The following is a 24,306-nucleotide window of genomic DNA, read 5'->3' as shown; positions in this document are numbered from 1 at the left end:
TCATCTTTATTTAACGATTTTACTAGCTTTTTCATTTTATCTCTTTTTTGACACATTTGCCAAAGTGAGATGCACCCCTTTGCTTTAATAGTCCTAGACGCACGGGTGGTCACAAACTGGCTTTTTTTACGAGAAGACGCGTTACAGTCCGCATCAACGGCCAAAAATCCGGTTTCTCAAGTTAGGCCCAATCTTCTTGGTCGTTTTTTTGACGCCGATAAACCTCACCTGTAGCGTGAATTTTACGGGTTTGTTCGTAAAGAGTTTCTTCGGTATGATTCCATTTTTGCAGGACTTTTTTTAAGTCGGATTGAATATCTCTAGCGCCGGGAAAGCCTCGGTAGCGAATTATTAATCTTGCTAATTCCGATAAATTGTATTCGGTTGCTTCTCCTGCTAATAAAGTATCGACACTGAGTCGATCGCGCTTGTATTGCGGATGCTGCTGATCTTGAGTTTTTTCTACTGAATCCATACTACTTATGTTTCCCCATCATTTAGAATACCTAGATGCCCGACTTGTTGAAGAAGTCGGGTATCTCATGAGACGTAGGGACACTCCAATAGCCCCTTGGTGTCAACAATCGCCTGAAAGCCTTGATAAATCTCGTTTTTACCTGAGTCCAGATCCCCCTAAATCCCCCTTAAGAAGGGGGACTTTGATCCATTTCCGGTTCCCCCCTTCTTAAGGGGGGCTAGGGGGGATCTAGGCTTAATAGTCCAACACCATTCTGTGACTGGGTTTGACGTTAAGTTGACACCAATGGGTATTGCCGTCTCCCTACTGCACTTCTTCAGTCATCCCCAGAAATTTTTGTGTTTGTTGAGTAATACCAAATAGTCGATCGCCGTGACAAAAGATTTCCCAGGCGCGAATTCCCATAAAACCAATACCTGCAACCGCCAAAGGCATCGCTGCGGCACCTAAAAGCGCGGCAATGGGGGGAAATATCATGCACAGTGTTAACAGAATGCCAGTAATAACACCGCCAGCAATGCCAGCTTTGGCGGTGGCGGTGGCGACTTGTTCCACTAACTCTGACTGGGTAATTTTGCCTTCCACGCACAATAGCGAATTTTCTAAGATCGAAAATATTAACTCAATTACTGCTGCGGCGATCGCCCCTTTCATTGCAGCCCCAACGATTTCGGCAACTGCTGCTTTAAACGCTGCATCCGCTAAAACTTGCTTAGCGACTGCTAATTCAGCAGCAGTCATGTCTACACCACCGCGAGCACGATTCACCCAAAAATATTCAAAAATCCCGTTAGCAGCTTCGCTTCCGCCTCCATTGACGTGCGCTTGGATGTGACTCCAATCTTTATCTTGACAAAAGTTGCGAATTGCTTCTGGGCCTTGGGCACGAATTTGGGCGGGTATGGATTCAAATACTTTTGCTGCTTCTTGAACATCTCGGATGCCGTCACGAACCCCAGCCCTCGCAAATTTGGATTGCAGATTTCTTGGCAGGTTCTCAAAACGGATGTTATGTGCTATTTTAAAAGCTTCTTGACTGGCGATCGCCCCGGCACTAACCATTGAACTTGGCGCTGATTGTACCCACGCCGTTAATCCAGTTGCACTTTCCTCAAATTTTGCATCAATTTGGTTGCCTAAGCTTTGGATATCGGCAACAGTTTCTTGTACTTTAGCCGTGAGGAATTCGAGCGGATTCTGGTTAATTTCCATTTCGATCCAGCTTGCATCGTTAATGATTGAATTATTCTGACTATAACATTCCTCTTCAGTAAGTGTGATTTTTTACTGAATTGCTTCTACCTTCTAACTCCGGCTGTAAATCTAGAGCTTTTTTTTGATAAAATAAACCTTCATTGATTCGACCTTGCTCTTCCAAACTTTTGCCTAAATTCCAATAAGCGACGGCTAAATCTGGTTGAATAACAATAGATTTTTGATAGTAAGTTATGGCGTCATCGAGCTGGCCTTGTTTGTAAAACATACTGCCCAAGTTAACATAGGCTTCGACAAAATTAGGATCAAATTCGATCGCCTTGGAGTAGGCGCGAATTGCCGCGTCTATTTTGCCTTGGGCTTGCAGGATATTGCCTAGGGTTTTGTAGGCGGGGGCGAAATTGGGTTGCTGCCGAAGTGCTTGGTAACAGGATGCGATCGCCTCTACATATTTCTGTTGGGTATAATAGATTTCAGCTACCTCGTTGAGTGCGATCGCACTATCCGGCTGAATGGCTAGTAATTTTTGATATTGAGCGATCGCCTCCTCAAGTTTTCCTGATTTCTGGAGGGTCTCGCCCGTTGACAAATACTGCTCTGCTAACTCGGAATTTACGGTCATAGATTTTACTTTAACAGCCGATACTACTTTACCACAACTGTTAGTTAGCAACCGCCATTTCGAGGGATTTCTGACTGTGTGAGATTTTAAATTGGTTTGTGCACCGGAATGCGGAAAAAATAGTATGATTATTTTGAACTAGCATCAACACTAATTGCAGAGGAAATGTCATGGCATCACTAGCAGGAAAAGTGGCAATTGTGACTGGTGCATCGCGGGGAATTGGACGCGCGATCGCCCTCCGATTATCCCAAGAAGGCGCATCAGTGGTCGTCAACTACGCCAGAGGCGTAGAACAGGCTAAAGAGGTTGTGTCAGCGATTGAAGCAGCAGGCGGCAAAGCATTAGCCGTGCAAGCCGATGTCAGCAAAACCGCAGAAATTCGCGATTTGTTCGATCGCACTCTGGAAACATATTCACAAATCGATATTTTAGTCAATAATGCAGGAGTAATTCTTTACAAACCTGTAGCGGAAGTTACCGAAGCAGAGTTTGATAATCTTTTTGCAATTAACGTCAAAGGCACGTTTTTTGCTTGTCAAGAAGCTGCTAAACGGATGGCAGACGGAGGAAGAATTGTCAATTTTTCCAGTTCGACAACGGCGATGCTACTGCCAACTTACGGGGCTTACGTGGCGACAAAAGGCGCGGTGGAACAGCTAACTCGATCGCTGGCTAAGGAATTGGGCGATCGCCAAATTACAGTTAATGTGATTTCTCCGGGTCCAACGGATACAGAACTCTTTACAGTCGGCAAAACCCCCGAACAAATACAAAGATTTACCCAAATAACTGCTTTGGGAAGACTCGGAAAAGTTGAAGATATTGCCGATGTGACGGCTTTTTTGTGCAGCGAACAAGCCCGGTGGATTACCGGACAAAATATCCGCGTTAACGGCGGCATTGCCTAAAGTAACGCGGGGCGCGTTTAGGAAGATTAAAAACATCAGGAGCAAACAACTGTGAAAGCTGCTTACTACGAACAAATCGGCAACGCCAAAGATGTCCTCAAAATTGGCGAAATGGATGTTCCCGAATTGGGTGCAGGTGAAGTGCTGATTAAAGTACGCGCATCCGGCATTAACCCCTCCGATGTCAAGCAGCGCAGCGGTTGGGGCGGACTCACAATGCGACACCAGCGAGTCATTCCCCACAACGACGGTGCAGGAATAATTGAATCAGTAGGAGAAAGCGTGCCGCCGTCACGAATTGGCGAACGTGTTTGGATTTATGAAGCTACATTGCCCCGGCGATTGGGTACGGCGGCGGAATATGTGGTTGTACCCAGCGAACAAGCGGTTTTTCTGCCAGATAATACAGAATTTGTAGAAGGTGCTTGTTTGGGAGTACCCGCAATGACAGCTCACAATTGCGTTTTTAAAGATGGTGCTGTTACGGGGAAAACAATATTAGTTACGGGCGGCGCGGGTGCTGTTGGAAATTATGCAATTCAATTAGCAAAATGGGGCGGAGCAACTGTAATTGCGACTGTAAGTTCTGCGGAAAAAGCAGAAATTGCCAAAGCTGCAGGAGCTAATTATATTATCAATTACAAAGCCGAAGATGTGGCGGCGCGCATCAAAGAAATTACGAAAGGGGAAGGAGTCGATCGCGCAATTGAAGTTGACTTTGCTAGCAACTTGGAAACTAATTTAAAAGCGCTCAAACGCAACGGCACGATCGCCACCTATGCTTCGGATTCGGATGTAGCGCCTCAAATTCCAGTGTACTCCTTAATTTACAAAAATCTTACCGTACATTACGTGCTAGTTTATGCGATGGACAAAGCAGCGCATCAACAAGCTGCAGAAGATATTACAACTTGTTTGAAAGCTGGAGTTTTGCGCCACGTTATTGCTGGGCGGTTTGCTTTAGACGAGATTGCCGCCGCCCACGAAATGCAGGAAAGCGGAAGGGCGATCGGGAATTTGGTTTTAGTCATTAGTCATTAGTCATTAGTTATTAGTTATTAGTTATTAGTTATTAGTCATTAGTCATATCAAATCCGTGGACATCGGAATTATTATTTCTCTCTTCTCTTTCTCTGTGTCCTCTGTGCCCTCTGTGGTTTAATCATTCCGATACAACCGGAATTGATATCATTAGTTATTAGTCAGTGATTATATCATGTCGGGCGATATAAGCATCATAAGTTTGTAGTGAGGAAGAAGAGTCCTTTGTTAAAGCTTTTAGCTAATAAAGACTAAAGTCATTACTACAAACTAATTCTATAATGGGTAATTTACCGCACATGATATTATTTTTTATTTCTAACTGAGAAAGGTTATATATGAAGGTTGATATCAAATCCGTTAGCATCGGAATAGTAAATTCGAGTTCACTGTTCACCGTCAACCGTCAACCGTCAACCGTCAACACTGAACATCATTGCGGTGTAACCGGAAATGATATGACCTAAGAAAAAGACAGCCCCACCGCCCAATCAGAGTTTGTTGAGACTGTCCTTTCTTAAAAGTGTATATCTAACTCCGGGCGATCGCAAAAATCAAGGAGACAGCCGCCACACCTTAATCGTGTCGTCAAAACTGCCGCTGATCAGAGTTTTGTCTTGAGGATTAAAAGCCAATTCCACCCAGGTAGAATGACCTTTCAGCGTGCCCGCGATTTCGCCGGAACCCATCCGCCACAGCTTGATAGTCCCGCTCAAATCGGCGCTGGCCAGCTTGTCTCCGTCGGGACTGAAAGCCAAGGACTTAACCTTGTCGGAATGGCCGATCAAAGTTCGTAGCAGAGAACCGTTGGACTGCCGGAACTGATTATTTGCGCTGATATCCCACAACTTCACCGTGTTGTCCCAACTACCGCTGGCGAGAGTTTGACCGTCGGGGCTGATGGCCAGAGACCAAACCCCCTCGGAATGACCCCAAAGAGTTTCTTTCAATTCCCCAGTCTGCCAGTTCCACAGGCCGATCTTACCGTCGCTGCTGCCGATCGCCAAAGTTTCTCGATCGGGACTGAAAGCCACCGACTGCACCTCATCAAAAACCCGCTTGAGAGTTTCCAACTCGGCCCCGCCTTCGACTTGCCACAGCTTCAAAGTTTTGTCCTTACCGACACTGGCTACGGTTTGGCTGTCGGGACTGAAAACCACCGAGAACACGCCGTCTTGGTGTCCGTCCAAAGTCTGAATTAACCTGCCAGAATAGAAATTCCACAATTTAATCGTACCGTCAACGCCACCACTGGCGATCGTCCTGCCGTCGGGACTGACAGCCACCGACCACACCGGTCCCAAATGTCCTGCTAAAACCTTGAGCAGCTTGCCGTGACGCTTGTGCAGCAGGTGAATTGTGCCGTCGTTGTTCCCGCTGACAATCACGCGACCGTTGGGAGCGACTGCTACCGCCCAAACCGGGTTTTTGTCTTGATCCGCCAGAGTCCGCACTGCGGGCCGGGATTGCGATGCCTCACCGTTGAAATCCTGCATCGGGGGCGGATTGAACCGAATTTCGGGAATGCTAGAAACAGGCTCAGAAGAAGTGAAAGCCTGCGGTGCAGGAGATGGCAAGCGAACACCCAGCACTACGGACAGCAGGGCAACCGCACTTGCTCCCCACATGGCTAAACTCCATTTGGGTTTGCTGAGAATCACGTCTACCGGTGCCGGGCCGTATTTCATGTCTGTGAGAATTGCCTCGGTTGAGCGATAGCGTTTTGATGGTTCTCGCTGCACCATTTTATCCAGAATGCGGCCGAGTCGCGCCGAAACTGGTACTTTCAAATAATCTCTCCAAGTCCAACTTTCGGCTTTGATGTCAAACAAATCAAACGGCGACATTCCCGTTAACAAGTGAATGCAAGTGACGCCCAAACTGTAGATGTCGCTGCTTTTAATTGCTTGGCCTTTAATTTGTTCCGGGGCCGCGTATTCAGCAGAACCTGTGACCGTTTCTGTTTTCAGCGGCCCGCTATTTGCCGGAATTGCCGCGCCGAAATCGACTAAAACTAGCCCAGAGGCACTTTCTTGGGACACGGAATGTAAATCCTCTTTCCCTGCCAAAGCTGGGGATGCTTGGGGAGTTTTCCGGTGAATAATATTGGACGGTTTGATATCTCCGTGAATCAGTTGATGTTCGTGAACAAATTGCAGGACTGGCAACAATTCGCCCAGCAGATACCAAATTTGAATTTCTTTAACAACACCTTTTTCTGAAAGCCGATCGGCTAAATTGCGGCCTTCGATGTATTCTTGCACTAAATACTGGCAGCCTTCGAGTTCAAAAGATGCCAGGAGTTTCGGTATTTGCGGATGTTTCCCCAACTCGTCGAGAACTGAGGCCGAGCCGCGAAATGTCCGGTTTGGCTGTGTGCCACCGTCTGCGGCTGCTGCGGGGCCGCAGAACTGTTGAATAACGCAGCGGGGTTGCGAAGGTTGGTCTTCATCGACTGCTAAGAAGGTGCGGCAAGTGAGACTTTGACCGAGGGTGTGAAAGACTCGGTAGCGGCCTTTTAGCAGCAAGTTCGACTCGCAACTTTTGCAGACTGTCGCGCGATCGAGATTTTGGGGATTCTGGCAATGGGGATTGGTGCAGTAACTCATTTGTCTTTCCGCTGGAGACCCCCGTCCGGCATTATTGCTGGTGGGGGAGGAAAGCGGGGCGGTGCGTGCCGCTTCCTGTGGACAAATTAAATAATTGGAATCTTTGCTTGATCATAATTGTTTCCCAGATTTTCGCCACAATGGCTTTGGTCGATCGCACGTAAATTATTGCTGACTTTCCTGCGAGGGAGGTTTAATAGGTCGATCGAGCGATCGCTCGGCTGGATTTGCTGTTACCGAATTACGTTATACTGTCATTGCGAATACTTTCAGTGCGATCGCACTGAAAGTATTCGCGAGGCCTTGCCAAATATCGCCGATTCTTTGTTCTATGGAGTGAATCTAAAATTTCCCATTTCCCATCTCAAATCGACTAACCGATTAAAACTTAGGCAAAATTTGCCAAACTAACTACTAACTTTTAACTATTACTTATGCCGTTAATTCGCGTACCCAAATCTTGGGAAATTCTCAACCCAGAAATTACCCCAGAAACATCCTTTCTCAACCGCCGCCGCTTCATGACAAATTTAATTGGAGCCGGCGTGACAGCTTCGCTGCTGCCGCTGACCGGCTGCCAAAGCAATCCTAGCTCAAAAACTGCTTTGGATCAAAGCTCAACCCAAGCATATTCGGAATTGAGCCGGAATCCCGCCTTTGCGAAAGTCGATCGAGCGATTACCGACGAAGCCTTAGCTACAAAATACAACAATTTTTACGAATACGGCGGCACAAAATCTATTTGGCAAGCCGCTCAAGCTTTGCCAACAGAAAACTGGAAAGTTGAAGTAGGCGGTTTAGTAAAAAATCCCCGCACTTATGATATCGACGACCTCTACAAAAAATTTCCCATCGAAGAACGAGTTTATCGATTTCGCTGTGTAGAAGCGTGGGCAATGGTAGTTCCTTGGGTCGGATTTCCCATGAAATTGCTGATGGCAGATGTCGAACCGCAATCGAAGGCTAAATTCGTTCGCTTCACCTCATTTTACGATCCCAAAATAACTCCCGGCCCCGGTTTGATGTCGCAATTTTATCCTTGGCCTTATACCGAAGGTCTGCGAATTGAAGAAATGGCTAATGATTTAGCATTTTTTGCCACAGGCTTGTATGGCCGAAGACTACCAAAACAAAATGGTGCGCCGCTGCGGCAAGTAATTCCTTGGAAATACGGTTTTAAGGGCGCAAAGTCGATCGTCAAAATTGAATTTGTCGAAAAACAGCCCGCCACTTTTTGGAATACAATCGGCCCCAACGAATACGCTTTTGAAGCAAATGTCGAACCCGACAAACCGCACCCCAGATGGTCGCAGGCCAGCGAACGGATAGTCGGCCCCGGTAACAGTTGGTCGTGGGAAACTCGCCCAACTTTGCCCTATAACGGTTACGGTGAATATGTGGCGAGTTTGTACAGTTAATTAACTACGCGAGATGTAATTTGAGGAACAGGCTTTTCTGCTTCTCAAATTATTAATTTCTCTCTTTTCTCTTTCTCTGCGCCCTCTGCGTTCTCTGCGGTTAATAAAAAAAAATCTTTTTTCTTCGCTCTTTAAAAATGAAATACAGGACACGGCAGTGCCGTGTCCCTACTATGTTTGTAACTTTTACCTTAAATTTCAAATTGATCGACTACAATAAAAATTGATGAAGCTACCAAGGAATGGTTAAATGGTAACAACAACATCAACTCCCGTAGAGCAGCAAACTACCCCAGAAAACCGAGTTATTTTAAAAGGTGTCAGTTGGTCAACTTTTAAAGCATTACTGGCAGATGTTGGGGACGATAGAGCTTGGAGAATTGCTTACGATGAAGGAGTATTAGAAATCAGGATGCCGCTGGAAGAACACGAAGAACCCAAACGACTGATAGAAAGCTTTGTTGAAGTCATTGTAGATGAACTGGAAATTGAACTTAGGAGTCTTGGTTCGCTGACTCTTGAACGAGAAGATTTAACTCGTGCTGTAGAACCTGATTCCTGTTTCTACATTCAAAATGAATCTTTAGTTAGAGGCAGAAATATCTATTTGCCAAATGACCCGCCGCCGGATTTAGCAATAGAGTCAGATTACACAAATTCTTCTATCAATAAGTTTACAATTTATGCTGCTCTTGGTGTTCCCGAACTTTGGAGGTATCGGCGGGAATCTCTGCAAGTTTATCAACTTGTAGATGGAAAATATGAAATGTGCGATCGCAGTTTAGCATTTCCCTTTTTACCCGTTGCCGAAATTCCAGGTTTCATCGAACAAAGCAGAACAGTCGGACAGCGGGCGGCTGTGCGTTTATTTCGGCAAAGAATTAGAGAAATCTTAGCGAGTCAAAGTTAACGCAAAAATCAGAATTGCTGTAGTTGAAAAACTAGCAAATCAATTTAAATTACATTAGCGTAGATCTGCGTAGATCTGCGGTTAATAAAATCTTTAATCTCGATAAAAATCAATTGATAAACTCCTGAACTCTCTGCCAAACTCGCTCCAATAAATCTGGCGTGCTAACATCAAACCATTCAATTTCAGGATAAGCTCGAAACCAAGTCCGCTGTCTCTTGGCAAATTGCCGAGTGTGCAAAATTGTTAATTCTTTGGCTTCTTCAAGCTTAATGTCGCCAGCCAAATATTGTTTCATTTCCTGATAGCCCAGGGTGTTCAACAGTGGCAAATCCCAGCCGTATTTTTTACACAAATATTCTACTTCAGCTATCCAACCGCGTTCTAGCATTTGTTCGGTGCGCTGTTTGATACGATCGACCAAAACATCGATCGCGCAATCCAACCCAATTTGTAAAATAGGATAATTGGGAGGATTTTCGCCCTGCTGTTCGGAAATAGGGCGGCCGGTGACATAAAATACTTCCAGTGCTCTTAAAGTTCTTACTGGGTCATTGAGGTGAATTTTCTCAGCCGCAGAGCGATCGACCTGCTGCAACATGGCGTAACATTGAGATTGTCCGAGTTCCGCAAGTTGCGATCGCAATTCGGGCATCGGCGCTACTCTCGGAATTTTCAAACCGCGCACGATCGATTTAATATATAAACCCGTCCCTCCCACCAACAACAGCGGGAGAGAAACAGGAAAATCGACATCAGCAATTAATTTTTGAGCTTGCTGTTGGTACTCTGCTAGTGTCAGAGTTTCTGTCGGATCGCAGATGTCAATTAAGTGATGCGGTACACAAGTGCGATCGGCCGCCGTCGGTTTTGCGGTTCCGATGTCAAATTCGCGGTACACTTGACGGGAGTCCGCACTCAGGATCGAGGATTGCAGTCGCCCCGCCAAAGCCAAAGCCACTCCCGACTTCCCCGTCGCCGTCGCCCCGCAAATCGTAATTAATCTAGGCATAAGCTGTCGCACATTTCCCTATAAAAACTCTCAAATCCTCTCCTATCAATGCTTTCGCCTCTCTCCATCCACGGATTCACCGCGATCGGCCAGGGCAGTCCTCCAGCAATCTCAAAACTATTCCCCTCCCTCCCCCCAATAAATTTCCCTTCAGAAAGCCCTAGCATCGCCTTTAACGGTTTTGTGCTATAATTTTAGGAGTTTTCCCATTTTAGAAGCTTTCGGGGCTTTAGGCCTCATTATTGGAGCTATTTTTGTATGACCAGCAGCTACAGCGCCGACCAGATTCAAGTTCTCGAAGGTCTCGAAGCAGTCCGTAAACGACCGGGGATGTACATCGGTACTACCGGCCCGCGAGGACTCCACCATCTAGTTTACGAGGTTGTGGACAATTCCATAGATGAGGCGCTGGCTGGCCACTGCACTCACATCGAGATTGACATCAACGCCGACGGTTCCGTTACCGTGACAGACGACGGCCGGGGTATTCCGACCGGCATCGTTGCCAAGACTGGCAAATCGGGAATAGAAACAGTAATGACTGTACTTCACGCCGGCGGTAAATTTGGCGGTGGTGGCTACAAGGTTTCTGGAGGATTGCACGGTGTAGGTATTTCTGTTGTTAACGCGCTGTCCGAGTGGGTAGAAGTGACAGTTTGGCGCGACCAAAAAGAACATTTACAGCGCTACGAAAGAGGCAATCCAGTTACTGAACTTACTGCCAAGCCCAACAAAGGCACTCGCACCGGCACTTCAGTTTCTTTCTTGCCAGATACTCAAATATTTACCACTGGCATTGAATTTGATTACACTATACTGGCCGGGCGCTTGCGAGAATTGGGTTACTTGAATGCGGGCGTGAGAATTACATTTAGCGACCACCGTTTGGAACTGCTCAAAAGTAGCGAACCTCGCATCGAAACATACTGTTATGAGGGCGGAATCAAGGAATATATCGCCTACATGAACCGCGACAAGCAGCCTCTGCACGAAGAAGTGATCTACGTGCAAGGAGAACGCAACAACGTGCAGATAGAAGTGGCTTTGCAGTGGTGCGTCGATGCTTTTAGCGACAACGTTCTAGGTTTTGCTAACAACATTCGGACGATCGACGGTGGCACGCACTTAGAAGGTTTGAAGGCTGTTTTGACGCGGACGATGAATTCGATCGCCCGCAAGCGCAACAAAATCAAAGAAAACGAGCCCAACCTCGCCGGCGAAAACGTTCGCGAAGGTTTGACAGCAGTGATTTCGGTCAAAGTCCCAGACCCGGAATTTGAAGGTCAAACTAAAACTAAGCTAGGAAATACAGAAGTTCGGGGAATTGTCGATTCCTTGGTAGGCGAAGTATTGACCGAATATTTGGAGTTTCGCCCCCAGGTAGCTGACGCTATTTTGGAAAAAGCAATTCAGGCATTTAAGGCCGCTGAAGCCGCCCGCCGTGCCCGCGATTTAGTGCGCCGAAAATCAGTCTTAGAATCCTCTCCTTTGCCCGGTAAATTAGCAGACTGTAGTTCCAGAGATCCCGCCCTGTCTGAGATCTACCTAGTGGAGGGGGATTCTGCAGGCGGCTCGGCAAAACAAGGGCGCGATCGCCAATTCCAAGCAATCTTGCCTTTACGCGGTAAAATTCTCAACATTGAGAAAACCGACGACGCCAAAATCTACAAAAATAACGAAATTCAATCGTTAATTACAGCCCTGGGTTTGGGCATTAAAGGCGAAGAATTCGATCCGGGTCAATTGCGGTATCACCACATCGTAATTATGACTGACGCTGACGTAGATGGTGCTCACATCCGCACGCTGTTGCTGACTTTCTTCTACCGCTATCAGCGCGCACTTGTAGACCAAGGTTACATCTATATTGCTTGTCCTCCTCTCTATAAAGTGGAACGGGGACGCAATCATTACTACTGTTACAGCGATCGCGAAATGAACAATCTCATCCGCAATGAATTTCCGGCGAATGCTAACTACACCATTCAGCGGTTCAAAGGTTTGGGTGAAATGATGCCGACACAGTTGTGGGATACGACGATGAACCCAGAAACTCGGACGCTGAAACGGGTGGAGATTGAAGACGCTGCTGAGGCCGATCGCATCTTTACGATCTTAATGGGCGATCGTGTCGCCCCCCGCCGGGAATTCATCGAAACCTACGGCCCGAAACTCAACCTCCTTGACTTGGACATCTAAATTAGCCATTAGTCCTCAGCTATTAGCTGTTAGCTAACCACTGACGACTAATGACTAAACTTTTGTGGTCCTGATGCCTTCTGCCCTTTCGGGCGATCGGGCATCAGGGCCGTTTGATGTTTCTAGATTTTGTTATAAAAATTAATACAATCTCTCATCAAATCGATCTAAGGTAAACACTTAGGTAAATTTTAGATTTTTGGCGCATCCATCAGCTACCACAAAAATAGAAGGTTGGACAAATATAGCATGAGCATCAATTTAGCGACCAAATTGCGTGAGGGAACGAAAAAATCCCACACAATGGCAGAAAACGTCGGTTTTGTCAAGTGTTTTTTAAAAGGCGTTGTAGAAAAAACTTCTTACCGGAAGTTAGTAGGAAACCTCTACTTTGTCTACTCGGCAATCGAAGAGGAAATGGAACGCCAAAAGCAGCATCCGGTTGTTTCAAAAATTTACTTTTCTGAGTTGAATCGCAAACAAAGCTTAGAGCAAGATTTATTTTACTACTACGGTGCAAATTGGCGCGAACAAGTAGCTCCGTCAGCCGCAGCTAAAGCTTATGTGGAGCGAATTCACGAGATTTCGGCGACCGCACCAGAACTGTTAGTAGCTCACTCTTATACTCGCTACCTTGGCGATTTATCTGGCGGACAAATCCTGAAGGGAATTGCCCAGCGTGGCATGAATCTTACCGAGGGAGAAGGCACTGCTTTCTATGAATTCCAGGATATTCCTGATGAAAAAGAATTCAAGGCTAACTACCGTCAGGCAATGAATGAACTGCCGATTGACGAAGCAACAGCAGAGCGAATTGTTGACGAAGCTAATGCAGCTTTTGGCATGAACATGAAGATGTTCATGGAATTAGAAGGCAATTTGATTAAAGCTGTCGGTCAGATGCTTTTCAATACCCTGACGCGGAAGCGCGGTGGTGGCAGTACCGAATTGGCTACTGCTGATTGAGTTAAAGCTCACTGGGGATAATTTAAGCCTCGTTTAAGAGGAAAACTTTAAATCCTGGGGGTTTGATGGCTGCTTTTACAGTCACCAAATCTCCGGGATTTTGCATGGCGGGCGATCGACTTTTTAACTCATATCAAATCCGTTAGCATCGGAATAGTAAATTCGAGTGCACTGTTGACGGTTGACAGTTGACAGCGAACAGTCAACCGTCAACCGTCAACATCATTCCGGTGTAACCGGAAAGAATATCACAAGTCAACACTATCACCTTCCCACGCCGCGATCGGGAGGCTGTTCGTCGGGGACAGGCAAAGAAGTCGGCCTGATCTGCCGCTCCAAATACTTGCTCAAAGCGTAAGCGATATCCCAGCGAGTCATCGGCTTCAAAGGATTAATCTTATTAGTTCCGAGTTCAACATTAACAAACCCTTCATAAAGTGCAGTAGCAATAGACTTTCTAGCCCAATTAGGAATTTCCCCTGCATCTGGATACTTAGCTAAAATCTCGGAAATACTGGCATCGGGAAACTGAAAAACCCCGTAAGCTTGAGCAAAAATCGCCAAAGCTTCAGCGCGAGTCACCCTTTGATTTGGGAAAAACATTCCGTCGCGATATCCACTCATTGTTCCCGTTTTCAAAACAGTTTGAATAGCACTGTAAGCCGAGTAACTCTTCGGTACGTCCGGCAATTCCCGATCCGGTTTCTGAGCTGTTTTCCGCCGTTCCAAACCAAAAGTTTTTACTAAAATCACCGCCAAATCAGCGCGACTGACAAGACCCTCAGCATGAAAATTGCCACTGGCATCTTTATTCATCAACCCTGCACTCACAACCCGCTCGATCGGGTCAATTATTTCTTGAGATTGAACCGCCATAGGCACTCCTTGCAGTAGGGCGATCGCCAAAAAAACATTCACTAACCTTTTCACGATTTTAATCCTTTCTGTCGCTAAAACAATCATGAAAACAGCAGTAATATTTTTTCCGGTTCTATCGGTATAATTCTGTGGTTTCGGCAGGGCGCTAGATTGGGCGATTATACAGCAATTTCCAGTTTTATGGAGTACGGTTGCAAGGGTTTGTCAACCATTTTGGTAAGTGTTTGGGATTAAGGTGTACTCTATTTGCGTGGAATATGCTGTATATCAAAATTAAAGATTTGCTTCCGGCAAAGCGTTCTGCATTTTACCCAGCCAATCAATCAAATTATCCAATTGCTTTTGGGCCGTCAAAACAGCCATACCTCGAATAGTAACCTTCCCCTTGCTGTAGACAAAACGAGCTTGCAAATGTTCCGGCAACTTAGCCTTAAGCAAATTCCAAGCAGGCTCCTCCATAGGTGTTTCCAACACAATGTGCTGCTTATTCTCCGGTTTGATCCGAGAAAAACCAATTTTTTTAGCGATTTGTTTGAGTTCGACAATACGGATAAGTTGCTGGGCGGGAAGAGGAATTGGCCCGTAACGATCGCACCAATCAGCCTGAATCTGCTGTAATTCTTCAGGGGTATTAGCAGAAGCCACAGACCGGTAAGCGCTCATCTTTTGATCCAAATCTGCGATGTAATCGGCAGGAATAAACGCCGTCAAAGTGAGGTCGATTTGCGCGTCCTCCACTTTCGGAATTTCCTGACCCTTGATTTCCCGAATAGCCTCCTCTAACATTTCAGCATACAAATCAAAACCGATCGCCTCCATTTGGCCAGACTGTTCAGTACCCAAAACATCACCCGAACCGCGAATTTCCATATCTCGGACGGCCAACTGATAGCCCGATCCCAACTGGGCAAACTCTTGAATTGCCCGCAACCTCTGCCTTGCAGCATCCGAAAGTTGGTTCTGCTTGGGATAAAACAGCCAAGCGTGAGCTTGAATCCCCGCGCGTCCCACCCGTCCCCGCAACTGGTACAGTTGACCCAAACCAAACCGCTGCGCGTCCTCAATTAAAATGGTATTGACTCGCGGAATATCCAAACCCGACTCAATAATCGTCGTACACACCAAAATATCGAACTCCGCCGCACTGAAAGTCAGCATGATCGATTCTAATTCCGAAGCCTCCATTTGACCGTGGGCGATCGCAATTCTCGCCCCCGGAACCATCTCCTGCAACTTATCCGCCAACTCATCAATCCCCTCAATCCGCGGCACCACGTAAAAAACCTGACCGCCCCTGTCCAACTCTTGACGAATTGCCGATCGCACCACTTCCGGGTTATAGGGAGCCAAATGCGTCTGAATCGGGCGCCTGCTGGGAGGCGGAGTCGCAATTAAACTCATCTCGCGAATCCCCGACAGCGACATATACAAAGTCCGGGGAATCGGCGTTGCTGTCAGAGTCAGAACATCTACCTCTGTTTTGAGAGCTTTAATCGCTTCCTTTTGCTTAACCCCAAACCGCTGTTCTTCATCCACCACCAACAAACCCAAATCCCGAAATTTAATCGCTTTGCTCAAAACAGCTTGAGTACCGACAATCACGTCTAATTCCCCAGTCGCCAAACGCTTGTGAATCTCCCGGCGCTCGGTTTCAGTGCGAAAGCGATTGAGCAAACCAACTTCGATCGGATAAGGGGAAAAACGCTCCGAGAGCGTGTGATAGTGCTGTTGGGTCAAAATCGTCGTCGGCGCGAGCAAAGCCACCTGCTTGCCCGCCGTAACCGCCTTAAAAATCGCTCTCAGAGCAACTTCTGTCTTGCCAAAACCGACATCGCCGCAGACCAAGCGATCCATGGGTCGATCGCCCTCCATGTCGCGTTTCACATCCTGAGTTGCCTTCAACTGATCCGGCGTTGGCTGGTAAGGAAAAGAATCCTCTAATTCTTGTTGCCAAGGCATATCAGGAGGAAAAGCGTAACCTGTTTGTTTAGCTCTTTTAGCATAAAGATTCAGCAAATCCACTGCCAATTTTTTAACAGCTTTGCGAACCTTTGTTTTAGTTTTTTCCCAAGTTTGACCTGTCAGCTTGTTTAGATCCGGTACTTTATCGCCTACAGTCCGAAACCTTGACAAAGCCCCCAATTGATCTGCCGCCACTCTCAGAGTACCGTCAGCGTATTGTATCAGCAAATATTCGCGAGTTTCGCGATCGATCGTCAAACGTTCTAACTTGATAAATTTGCCCACTCCGTGCTGGCGGTGAACCACATAATCACCAGGGCTTAATTTATTCGGGTCTACTTGCTTAGAAGCAGCGCGGCGGCGCTTGCGGACGTAGCTAAAAGTAGCAAGAGAATGCTGACCGTAAAATTCCCGATCGGTAATTAAAACAATCCGAAAAGTCGGCAGAATAAACCCTTCCAATTCTGCTAAGCCGCTGTACTTCAAAGCAACCGGAATGTGCTGCAATTGCAACTTGTCGATCGCCAAATAATCGCGCGGATTTACCACAAACTGAGCCGGACAGTCGTGTTCCGACAGCAGAGAAACCGATCGGCTCGGTTGAGCAGAAACCAGAAAAATGGTAAAACCCCGATCGCGCTCTTCCCTGAGCATTTGAGACAGCTTCGCAAATTGGTGAGGCATCACCGGCACAGGCCTGCTTGCCAAATTAATCGCAGACGGTAGTTGGTCGCCCTCCGCAGAGCTTTGAATTTTTTTAGCCGTAGAATCTTCTGCCAATTCTGAAAGTTCTAGCCTGTCGAAAGCTGCGACATCGACCATAGATTCAGCAAAAGTGCGGTGAATTTTCGGAACTTTCAAATTAGCAATTGGTAACTTTTCTGTTCCCGCACCAGAAACTTCCGATTCGCGATTGCAATTATTCCACTGTTCCTGTGCATTCTCAAACCAGCGGTCGCTGTGAGCTTCGCACCCTTGCGGCTCGTCAATAACAACTAAAGTATTTTCGGGCAAATAATCCAACAAAGATGCAGGTTTTTCAAACGCTAAACCCAACAGCCGGCGGACAAATTTTTCTGTTTCATTTTCTTCTGTGTCAATAGAGCCTACGCGGTTGATTTCGTCAATATTTTTTTCAGCTAAAACTGCTTTAATAATTGTATTAAAATTAGTAGGAGTTAAAACTAATCGCTCGACCTTATCGAGCGATCGCTGCGAAGACGGGTCAAACTCCCGAATTTGTTCCAAATCATCCCCAAACCACTCCAGCCGCACCGGCAACTCAGCCGCCACCGGAAACACATCGACAATATCGCCCCGACGGCTCCATTGACCCTCCATTTCCACCAGAGCCACCCGATCGTAGCCCATTGAAGCAAGTTGGCGGTCTAAAATCTTCGAGTCTTGAACCGCACCTCGCTTCAGCGTCAGACAGTAGGGTTCAAAAGCAGCAGGCGGCGGCAAGTGAGACTGGAGAGCTCTTTCGGTAGCTACAATTGCGATCGGCTTCGACTGATTGGCGGTTTTTTCTTCCTTATCCACCAAATCCGCCAGCACCTGCATTTGCCCCCACGTCATTTCATTTTCGTCGGAGTAAGATAGCTCGTAGGGTGAGGTCTCCGAAGTCGGGTAAAAATGTACGGTTTGCCAGCCCATCGCCTCTAAAGAAGCCACCCAGCGACCGGCTTCTTCTAAAGTAGCTGTTACTGCCAATAAGTTTCGCCCCTCTTGCTGTGCGAGGGCGGAAGCTACTAAACCTTTAGGCAAACGGGCGATGCCGGACAGTTGCAAGCAGCGATGCCGTTTGAGCTTGTTGAGAAGTTCTGTGGCTAGGGGCGATCGCCCCAGGGTACGAATTATTGAAGAGAAAGTCATGCGCTTTTAATTTTAATCCCCGATCGGCTCCGGCTCTTTCCCTTTGCCTGTTAAGGAGATTGTACGACAAACATCCATGATTGTACCGCTCTGCGGTTGACGCCTGGGAACTTAACTGGCGATAGATTTCTGCTTTAATATCTCGATCCTGCGATCGCGATTGAGCCAGTTCCGTTAATCTAATGACAGGTTTAGAAAAAATTTCGATTTTGCTATCGAGATTCGCAGCTTGCAGGCTTCTCCTTTAACCGGGCAGAGCGCTTCGCCGTTACTACCGAAAATTTTAGAAATGTCCCCAAGTACCGATATTCTGATTGTTCTCTTGCTAATTTTCCTCAATGGCTTGTTTGTGATGTCAGAGATGGCCATCATCTCTGTACGGAAGGTGAGACTGCAACAGATGGCCAACCAAGGTTCAGCCAATGCCCGCATAGCCTTGGATCTGGCTAATGCCCCCAATCAGTTCTTGCCGACAGTTCAAATCGGGATTACGATGCTGGCCATTCTGTCGGGCGCTTTCGGAGAAACGACAATTGCTAAAAGGGTAGAGCCTTTGTTGCGGCTGGTTCCGGCCCTGGCGCCCTACTCTCAGACGATCGCGTCAGTAGTAGCAGTTTTAACCATCACTTATCTGACCTTAATTATCGGCGAACTGGTGCCAAAGCGGCTGGCACTCAACAACCCAGAGCCGATCGCTTCAAGCGTCGCCATTCCCATGCGAATGCTCTCAAAAATTGGCGCTCCTGCGGTTTATCTGTTAAGTCATTCCACTGACTTGGTGATGCGAATGCTGAGGATATCGCCCTCGACAGAACCGCAAGTTACAGAAGAGGAAATTAAAGTTTTAATCGAGCAAGGAACCGAAGCCGGAACCTTTGAAGAAGCCGAACAAGATATGGTGGAAAGAGTCTTTCGTTTGGGCGATCGGCGAGTCAGCGCCTTAATGACCCCGCGTCCCGATCTTACCTGGCTCGACCTCGACGACTCAGTAGAAGAAAATCGCCAAAAAATGCTCGGCAGCGGTCATTCTCGGTTTCCGGTGTGTCAGGGAGGACTCGACAACGTTGTCGGTTTAGTACACGTTACTGATATGCTGTCGCGGACTTTAACTGGTCAACCCCTCGATTTAAGCGCTTCTTTACGGCGACCGTTATTTGTACCGGAAAGCACGCGGGGTTTAAAAGTATTAGAACTGTTCAAACAATCTAGCAATCAAATTGCCTTGGTAGTAGACGAATACGGGGTGATTCAAGGATTGGTCACAGTCAACGACATTTTAGTCGAATTGGTGGGGGACTTTCCCTCTATTGAAGATGCAGACGAGCCTCAAGCCGTGCAGCGCGAAGACGGTTCTTGGCTGTTAGACGGAATGCTAGCAGTCGAAGATTTTTTTGAGCTGTTTGGAATCGAAGAATTGTCAGCAGAACACAAAGGAAGTTACCACACAATGGGCGGTTTTGTGATTACTAATTTGGGCAAAATTCCCACAGCAGCCGAGCATTTTGAGTGGAATGGTTTGCGCGTGGAAGTAGTCGATATGGACGGGAACCGAGTTGATAAAATCTTGGTAATGCCGATCGACTCAGCGGGCGATCGATCTAGAACCCAACCAACAACCTAAAATTTAAACTCAGCGGTAAGGTGCGCTAGGCGCACCCTACATTGACCATTCCGCGAATATTTCAGACCTACTTCTTTTTGCTTCTAGCCGCATCTTTCCGCAAAGATTCCAGAATAGAACGGCCCACATAATTGCTAAAAACTACCTCTCCAGCTTGATTGTAGTGGCAGCAGCTATCTACATAAACAGCCTCTTTAGTCTTGTCAAAAACATTGACAGCATTCACTAGATTGATATTATTTTTTTCCAAATTAGGAAACTTTTTGAAAAGAGCCGGATATCCAATTTGCACAGCTTTAGCATAAGGAGTATCCTTGTTAAAAGCAATCTGCTTTTCGGCTTCAGGAAACACTCTTTTCGTCTGATAATATTGATTAGGCTGAAGAACATGAAAATAAGGCACATTACTAGCAGACAGAACTTTGTGCATAAAAATTGAACTTTTTGCCCAATTTAACGCCATTTCTTGAAAAGCTACTGAATCCTGTAAAACCGATTTATTAGTATTGATGTAAATAACGCTGCCGCTGTCATCTTTTTTTTGTTTAGTCCGTTCTTTTTCAAATTTAATAACATCGGTTTTATAGTTATTAACTAGATTTTGAACGTAAACAGAAGTCAAAGCATCGCACGCAGCAAAAGAACAGTTTTGCAAACGTTCTAAACCCTGATTAATCCTAGCTTTATTTTCTTGGATTCTGATAGTTGCTTTCATAGCTTTGGTAGAAAGGCTATTATTCGCCAAGCTAGTCAGCGGTAAAATATGCTGAATGCTTGGCATCGCCAAATCGACTTGATTTTTATTGTTTAAGTTAGAAAGTGCTACTTCATTAAAACCATCTATATTGACGACCAGATCCAGTTCTTGCCCTAAAGCCAAAAAATAGTTTAAAATCAATAATTGCTGGGGTTGTTTGTAGCCGCCGGTAGCAAAAGACAAAATTACAAATTCTTTATCTTTCAAACCCGGAAGCTGCTTGAGGTATTGAGGTAAAATTTTATTTTGAACTTCAAATATTCCATAATTAGAAGCCACAGAACCGCCAAAAACTCCGACAATAAATTGATTGGGTTTAGTCTTTTTGAAAGGGTAATCGTAAGGTGAGATAAACCCATAGTTGTTATTTTTAAAACCGGGGCGAAAGTCAAGGCCTGGTTTCTGAATAAACCCAAAAAAAGGATGAAATCTTTCGACTATAGACTCATTGAGTCGCACTCCTTCTAAATTAATTCCCAAGGCAGATTTATCTTGCTTCTTTTCTCTAGTATAGAAAAATTGCTTGTGCTTGACAAAATACCATCCCAAGGAGCCAAGCTCGAGAAAAACCAGTAAAAGCAATAAATTAATCAAAGTTATCTTGAGAAATTCTTGTCCTTTTTTGAGGAATTTTAAATCTTTCATAAACCTCTATTTCGACTCTCTTACTACTTTAATAATGGAACTAGAAACATAGTTGGCCAATACTTCCTCTCCCACTGAATTATAATGACAGCAGGCATCTTTGTAAACCGTCTCTTTTGTATTATCTAAAATATTCACTGCGCTAAAAACATTAACCCCAGCTTTTTGCAGATCATTGACTTTGGACAATAGCACCGGATAACCTTTTTTCACACCTTCAATGTAAGGGCTATTTTGGTCGATCGCAATTTCGTTTTCCTTGGCGGTAAACGCTCGCTTAGTGGGATAATACTGGTTGGGCTGGATAAAGTGAAAATACTTAATCTTTCTACTTGATAAAATTTGATTCATCCCGATCGACGATTCGTACCATATTGATGCCATTTTGTCAAAAGCAGCGACATCCTGCAAAACAAAGTCTGCTTTGGGAATGTATACTATACCGCTATTTGCCGTGTCTGGGTTGGATTGTTTGACTTGCCTATCGTACTTGACAACGGCTTGCTGGTAATTGTTGACTAATTGTTGCACCTGTAGCGAGGTAACAGCGTGACACAAAGCAAGCTGACAAGTTTGCAATTTGTCAATACCTGCTTTCAACTGTTTTTTATTTTCGTTAATTTGCACGATAGAGCTCATAGCTTCCGGTGACAAGTTGTTGTTGGCTAAACCAGTCAGAGGCTGTATGTGCTGAACGCTGGGCATTCCTATTTCTACTTGGGCTTTGTTATTTAAATTTGACAGTGCTACTTCGTTAAAACCGTCAATATTGATGACTAAATCTAACTCTTGACCCAAAGCCAGAAAGTAATTTAAAATTAATAATTGTTGGGGCTGTTTGTAGCCACCGTTGCCAAAATTTAAAACAATAATTTCCTTGTTCGCAAATTCTGGATAAGTTTTCAACTTGTTAGACAATCTACGAGTTACGTATTCATCTACTGCAAAGTTATTCGCAACTGAACCGCCAAATACTCCGATAATAACTTGATTTTTATTACTTTTAACAAAGGGATATTCGTAGAGGGAAAAAAAGCCGTGTTTGTTGACTTTTAACTTTAATTTTTCATTAGTGAAAGCACCTTGTTTGAGTACATAGCCAAAAAGTGGGTGCAGTCTTTCTACGATAGATTCATCCAGTCTAATGCCGATCCTTTCAATATCTTCTACTACTTTTTCTTTGGCTTTACTTCTGGTATAAAAAAACTGCTTTTGGTTGATAAAATAAAAAGCTAGCGACAAAGCTTCCAGACAAATAAAGGCGATCGCCAAATTAACCGCGATTATAATGAATATATTTTTGCTTTTTTTGAATACCGTTGAATCTTTCATGAAATTTGAATTTGACGGCTTAGGGTTGTTTTTTGGGGAATGGAGACTGCTTCAAATTTTCGCACAAATTTCGGTTGATCAGGATACTAGCCAGTCGGTGTCCGAGTTCATTCCAGTGACCCCCACAGGGTACAGAATTCTCAAAACCGTGGGCGCAGACTTGATATTTTTCAGTGTAGCCTTGGATCTGTTCGGATAAATTCAGTACCCGAAAACCCTCGCGCGCGCCCAATTTTTCCAGCCGCCTATCGGGATAAAACAAATCCTGAATTTTGTTCTTTCTCATAAAATTTTTTCGCCTCTGGGCCTCCGGTCTAACTTGCATCGGATCGCCGATCGTCACAACTAAGAAATCAGCATTTTTCTGCACAACTTCATTCCGCATCGTCACAATCAAACCCTCTGTCACCTTCCAAGCCTCTTGCCAAACTGCATCTTGAGGTTCCTTGAGGTTCAGGGTACTTAAAGTGGTAAAGTCCCCCGATAACTCCCGCTTTTTCCGATCTAAGTCTACTTTTTTTATGACCTGCAAAATTCGCGAATTGTTGACGAGAAAACTGGGCATTCGATCTACAAAGGAAACTGCTCTTTCGTTGCGGTCGATCGGCGCCAGATTGCGAAAAGACATATCCGGTACTAACTTGCCGCTAGCATCATAAGCAAAAAATGGTCGGTAGCGATCGTATTCCAGTTTCGGAGAATTATTTATCACATCATTGCCAATAAAAAAAGCAAGAATTACAATATCAGGACTGTAATCCCACACTTTTTTTCGCAGCATAATTAATTCTTGAGCAGTACCGTAACCCTGCACGCCGAAATTGATGACCTCAACTTTTTTGCGTCCCTTAACGGCCTCGCAGTTGCCTAACTTTCGTTCCAATTTCGACCAGAATGTTTGTTCGACAGGTACGTGAATTGCTTCGGTGAAAGAATCGCCCAAAACCGCCACCCGCAAAGTATTTGGAGGTTTTGCTTTTGTATGTTCGCGATCGCGCAAACCCTCGCTATTCACCTGCACAAAACTCGCACCTTCCCCATTCCACTCCCCCGACGCACCCGGTTTCAGCTTCCAGCCCAAATTTGGATCGGAAGTGTGGAAACGAGTTGGCGCCGACTCTACGAAATCTCCTATTTTTGGATATCCCTCAACTCTAGCAACTCGCAACCCAACTTCACCAATTACCACCCCCATAAATAAACCGCCGAGTGTCAAACCTAAATTGACACCCAAATTTTTCCACTTGCTCATTCTTTCAAAACAGGGTGTAAATAAACGGAGCAATCACAGAACCGTGACTCAATACAATCAAAGCTCCCAAAAAGACTAAAGTCACAATTAACGGCAACAGCCAATACTTTTGGCGTTCTCTCATAAACGCCCACAAATCTTTGAGAAAGTCTAATGTTGATTCAAACACTTAGAAAGGACGCTCCATACTAACTTTTGTTCTTGCTTTACTTGGGACGCGGTAAGTATCCATTTTCGGATTGAGTTTTCGCCGCATGGCATCTTCGCCCAACAGGCTTTTAATAACTCCCATCGGCCAAATTATCACGTAAAAAACTATCCCTAGGACGATCGGCGTTTCGATTTTGTTAAGAATAAGTCCAAAGCGCATCCACGCGTGATAAACGGGATTCAGCGATTTCGGCGCCACCAATGCTAGCACGATTAGGACTGCGCCGATCGCCCAGGGCCACCAAGGTAGAGAATGCCGCCTCAGTAAAGGTACTGCTAAACCGAACAGCACTGCAATCAAGCCACCAATTAGCAGCCCGAAATCGCGCAAGCCTTTTTTGTCGAGTTTTTTAATTTCGTCGCTCATTAGAAATGGGGAGTTGGGAATTGGG

The 24,306-nt window shown here is 45.6% G+C and carries 19 protein-coding genes; 7 read left to right on the top strand and 12 right to left on the bottom strand.

Features of this window, described 5'->3' with window-relative positions; genetic code table 11:
* Nucleotides 1-181: 181 nt before the first annotated feature.
* The 3 genes from QUA33_RS14425 to QUA33_RS14415 all read right to left on the bottom strand — a co-directional run bounded on the left by QUA33_RS14425 (nt 182) and on the right by QUA33_RS14415 (nt 2,315).
* Complete coding sequence (locus QUA33_RS14425) at nt 182-475, bottom strand: DUF3288 family protein (RefSeq protein WP_333149164.1); 294 nt, start codon at nt 473-475, stop codon at nt 182-184.
* 306 nt (nt 476-781) lie between these two features.
* Nucleotides 782-1,690, bottom strand: a complete 909-nt coding sequence (locus QUA33_RS14420; RefSeq protein WP_333149163.1) for a hypothetical protein — start codon at nt 1,688-1,690, stop codon at nt 782-784.
* 55 nt (nt 1,691-1,745) lie between these two features.
* Nucleotides 1,746-2,315, bottom strand: a complete 570-nt coding sequence (locus tag QUA33_RS14415) for a tetratricopeptide repeat protein (RefSeq protein ID WP_333149162.1) — start codon at nt 2,313-2,315, stop codon at nt 1,746-1,748.
* A gap of 170 nt (nt 2,316-2,485) precedes the next feature.
* Between QUA33_RS14415 and QUA33_RS14410 the strand changes: the two genes are divergently transcribed.
* A complete protein-coding gene (locus QUA33_RS14410; RefSeq protein WP_333149161.1) occupies nt 2,486-3,226 on the top strand; it encodes an SDR family oxidoreductase in 741 nt (246 codons plus the stop codon).
* Nucleotides 3,227-3,277: 51 nt separating this feature from the next.
* Complete coding sequence (locus QUA33_RS14405; protein ID WP_333149160.1) at nt 3,278-4,267, top strand: NADPH:quinone reductase; 990 nt, start codon at nt 3,278-3,280, stop codon at nt 4,265-4,267.
* Nucleotides 4,268-4,821: 554 nt separating this feature from the next.
* Here QUA33_RS14405 and QUA33_RS14400 read toward each other — a convergent pair.
* Nucleotides 4,822-6,876: a serine/threonine-protein kinase gene (locus QUA33_RS14400; RefSeq protein ID WP_333149159.1), complete on the bottom strand. Its 2,055-nt coding sequence runs from the start codon at nt 6,874-6,876 to the stop codon at nt 4,822-4,824.
* Nucleotides 6,877-7,310: 434 nt separating this feature from the next.
* Here QUA33_RS14400 and msrP point away from each other — a divergent pair, with 434 nt between their 5' ends.
* Together msrP and QUA33_RS14390 are read left to right on the top strand one after the other, a co-directional pair.
* Entirely contained in the window at nt 7,311-8,294 is a 984-nt protein-coding gene (gene msrP / locus QUA33_RS14395; protein WP_333149158.1) for a protein-methionine-sulfoxide reductase catalytic subunit MsrP, read from the top strand.
* A 250-nt stretch (nt 8,295-8,544) separates the two neighbouring features.
* Entirely contained in the window at nt 8,545-9,204 is a 660-nt protein-coding gene (locus QUA33_RS14390) for a Uma2 family endonuclease (protein ID WP_333149157.1), read from the top strand.
* A gap of 109 nt (nt 9,205-9,313) precedes the next feature.
* Here the strand turns inward: QUA33_RS14390 and miaA are convergent, their stop codons facing one another.
* The gene (gene miaA, locus QUA33_RS14385; RefSeq protein ID WP_333149156.1) at nt 9,314-10,216 is read right to left on the bottom strand and encodes a tRNA (adenosine(37)-N6)-dimethylallyltransferase MiaA; all 903 of its coding nucleotides are present in this window, start codon (nt 10,214-10,216) and stop codon (nt 9,314-9,316) included.
* Between the two features lie 258 nt (nt 10,217-10,474).
* On the opposite strand from miaA, the gene gyrB reads away from it, so the two are divergent.
* Together gyrB and QUA33_RS14375 are read left to right on the top strand one after the other, a co-directional pair.
* Nucleotides 10,475-12,415, top strand: a complete 1,941-nt coding sequence (gene gyrB, locus QUA33_RS14380) for a DNA topoisomerase (ATP-hydrolyzing) subunit B (RefSeq protein WP_333149155.1) — start codon at nt 10,475-10,477, stop codon at nt 12,413-12,415.
* 249 nt (nt 12,416-12,664) lie between these two features.
* On the top strand, nt 12,665-13,381 hold the full coding sequence (locus QUA33_RS14375; protein ID WP_333149154.1) for a heme oxygenase (biliverdin-producing): 717 nt from the start codon (nt 12,665-12,667) through the stop codon (nt 13,379-13,381).
* 264 nt (nt 13,382-13,645) lie between these two features.
* Here QUA33_RS14375 and QUA33_RS14370 read toward each other — a convergent pair whose 3' ends face one another.
* Complete coding sequence (locus QUA33_RS14370) at nt 13,646-14,299, bottom strand: S-layer homology domain-containing protein (protein WP_333149153.1); 654 nt, start codon at nt 14,297-14,299, stop codon at nt 13,646-13,648.
* 234 nt (nt 14,300-14,533) lie between these two features.
* Entirely contained in the window at nt 14,534-18,097 is a 3,564-nt protein-coding gene (gene mfd / locus QUA33_RS14365; RefSeq protein WP_333149152.1) for a transcription-repair coupling factor, read from the bottom strand.
* 289 nt (nt 18,098-18,386) lie between these two features.
* On the opposite strand from mfd, the gene QUA33_RS14360 reads away from it, so the two are divergent.
* Nucleotides 18,387-19,718, top strand: a complete 1,332-nt coding sequence (locus tag QUA33_RS14360; protein ID WP_333098166.1) for a hemolysin family protein — start codon at nt 18,387-18,389, stop codon at nt 19,716-19,718.
* Between the two features lie 67 nt (nt 19,719-19,785).
* On the opposite strand, the gene QUA33_RS14355 is transcribed toward QUA33_RS14360, so the two are convergent.
* The 5 genes from QUA33_RS14355 to QUA33_RS14335 are packed head-to-tail and all read right to left on the bottom strand — an operon-like array spanning nt 19,786 to nt 24,281.
* On the bottom strand, nt 19,786-21,120 hold the full coding sequence (locus tag QUA33_RS14355; RefSeq protein ID WP_333149151.1) for a hypothetical protein: 1,335 nt from the start codon (nt 21,118-21,120) through the stop codon (nt 19,786-19,788).
* A 6-nt stretch (nt 21,121-21,126) separates the two neighbouring features.
* A complete protein-coding gene (locus tag QUA33_RS14350; protein WP_333149150.1) occupies nt 21,127-22,452 on the bottom strand; it encodes a hypothetical protein in 1,326 nt (441 codons plus the stop codon).
* Nucleotides 22,453-22,471: 19 nt separating this feature from the next.
* The gene (locus QUA33_RS14345; protein ID WP_333149149.1) at nt 22,472-23,704 is read right to left on the bottom strand and encodes an SGNH/GDSL hydrolase family protein; all 1,233 of its coding nucleotides are present in this window, start codon (nt 23,702-23,704) and stop codon (nt 22,472-22,474) included.
* A 4-nt stretch (nt 23,705-23,708) separates the two neighbouring features.
* Entirely contained in the window at nt 23,709-23,873 is a 165-nt protein-coding gene (locus QUA33_RS14340) for a DUF5989 family protein (RefSeq protein WP_333069521.1), read from the bottom strand.
* A complete protein-coding gene (locus QUA33_RS14335; protein WP_333149148.1) occupies nt 23,874-24,281 on the bottom strand; it encodes an SxtJ family membrane protein in 408 nt (135 codons plus the stop codon).
* Between the last annotated feature and the right edge of the window lie 25 nt (nt 24,282-24,306).

The organism is Microcoleus sp. Pol14D4, assembly GCF_036701245.1.
Classification (GTDB): Bacteria; Cyanobacteriota; Cyanobacteriia; order Cyanobacteriales; family Microcoleaceae; genus Microcoleus.
The sequence above is the reverse complement of the archived record's forward strand: the minus strand, read 5'-3'. Positions and strand labels throughout refer to the sequence as shown.

Excerpts from the sequence above, each read along its gene's own strand:
- QUA33_RS14425 (WP_333149164.1), bottom strand. The coding sequence starts at position 475 with ATGGATTCAGTAGAAAAAACTCAAGATCAGCAGCATCCGCAATACAAG.
- QUA33_RS14420 (WP_333149163.1), bottom strand. The coding sequence starts at position 1,690 with ATGGAAATTAACCAGAATCCGCTCGAATTCCTCACGGCTAAAGTACAA.
- QUA33_RS14415 (WP_333149162.1), bottom strand. The coding sequence starts at position 2,315 with ATGACCGTAAATTCCGAGTTAGCAGAGCAGTATTTGTCAACGGGCGAG.
- QUA33_RS14410 (WP_333149161.1), top strand. The coding sequence starts at position 2,486 with ATGGCATCACTAGCAGGAAAAGTGGCAATTGTGACTGGTGCATCGCGG.
- QUA33_RS14400 (WP_333149159.1), bottom strand. The coding sequence starts at position 6,876 with ATGAGTTACTGCACCAATCCCCATTGCCAGAATCCCCAAAATCTCGAT.
- msrP (WP_333149158.1), top strand. The coding sequence starts at position 7,311 with ATGCCGTTAATTCGCGTACCCAAATCTTGGGAAATTCTCAACCCAGAA.
- QUA33_RS14390 (WP_333149157.1), top strand. The coding sequence starts at position 8,545 with ATGGTAACAACAACATCAACTCCCGTAGAGCAGCAAACTACCCCAGAA.
- miaA (WP_333149156.1), bottom strand. The coding sequence starts at position 10,216 with ATGCCTAGATTAATTACGATTTGCGGGGCGACGGCGACGGGGAAGTCG.
- gyrB (WP_333149155.1), top strand. The coding sequence starts at position 10,475 with ATGACCAGCAGCTACAGCGCCGACCAGATTCAAGTTCTCGAAGGTCTC.
- QUA33_RS14375 (WP_333149154.1), top strand. The coding sequence starts at position 12,665 with ATGAGCATCAATTTAGCGACCAAATTGCGTGAGGGAACGAAAAAATCC.
- mfd (WP_333149152.1), bottom strand. The coding sequence starts at position 18,097 with ATGACTTTCTCTTCAATAATTCGTACCCTGGGGCGATCGCCCCTAGCC.
- QUA33_RS14360 (WP_333098166.1), top strand. The coding sequence starts at position 18,387 with ATGTCCCCAAGTACCGATATTCTGATTGTTCTCTTGCTAATTTTCCTC.
- QUA33_RS14355 (WP_333149151.1), bottom strand. The coding sequence starts at position 21,120 with ATGAAAGATTTAAAATTCCTCAAAAAAGGACAAGAATTTCTCAAGATA.
- QUA33_RS14350 (WP_333149150.1), bottom strand. The coding sequence starts at position 22,452 with ATGAAAGATTCAACGGTATTCAAAAAAAGCAAAAATATATTCATTATA.
- QUA33_RS14345 (WP_333149149.1), bottom strand. The coding sequence starts at position 23,704 with ATGAGCAAGTGGAAAAATTTGGGTGTCAATTTAGGTTTGACACTCGGC.
- QUA33_RS14335 (WP_333149148.1), bottom strand. The coding sequence starts at position 24,281 with ATGAGCGACGAAATTAAAAAACTCGACAAAAAAGGCTTGCGCGATTTC.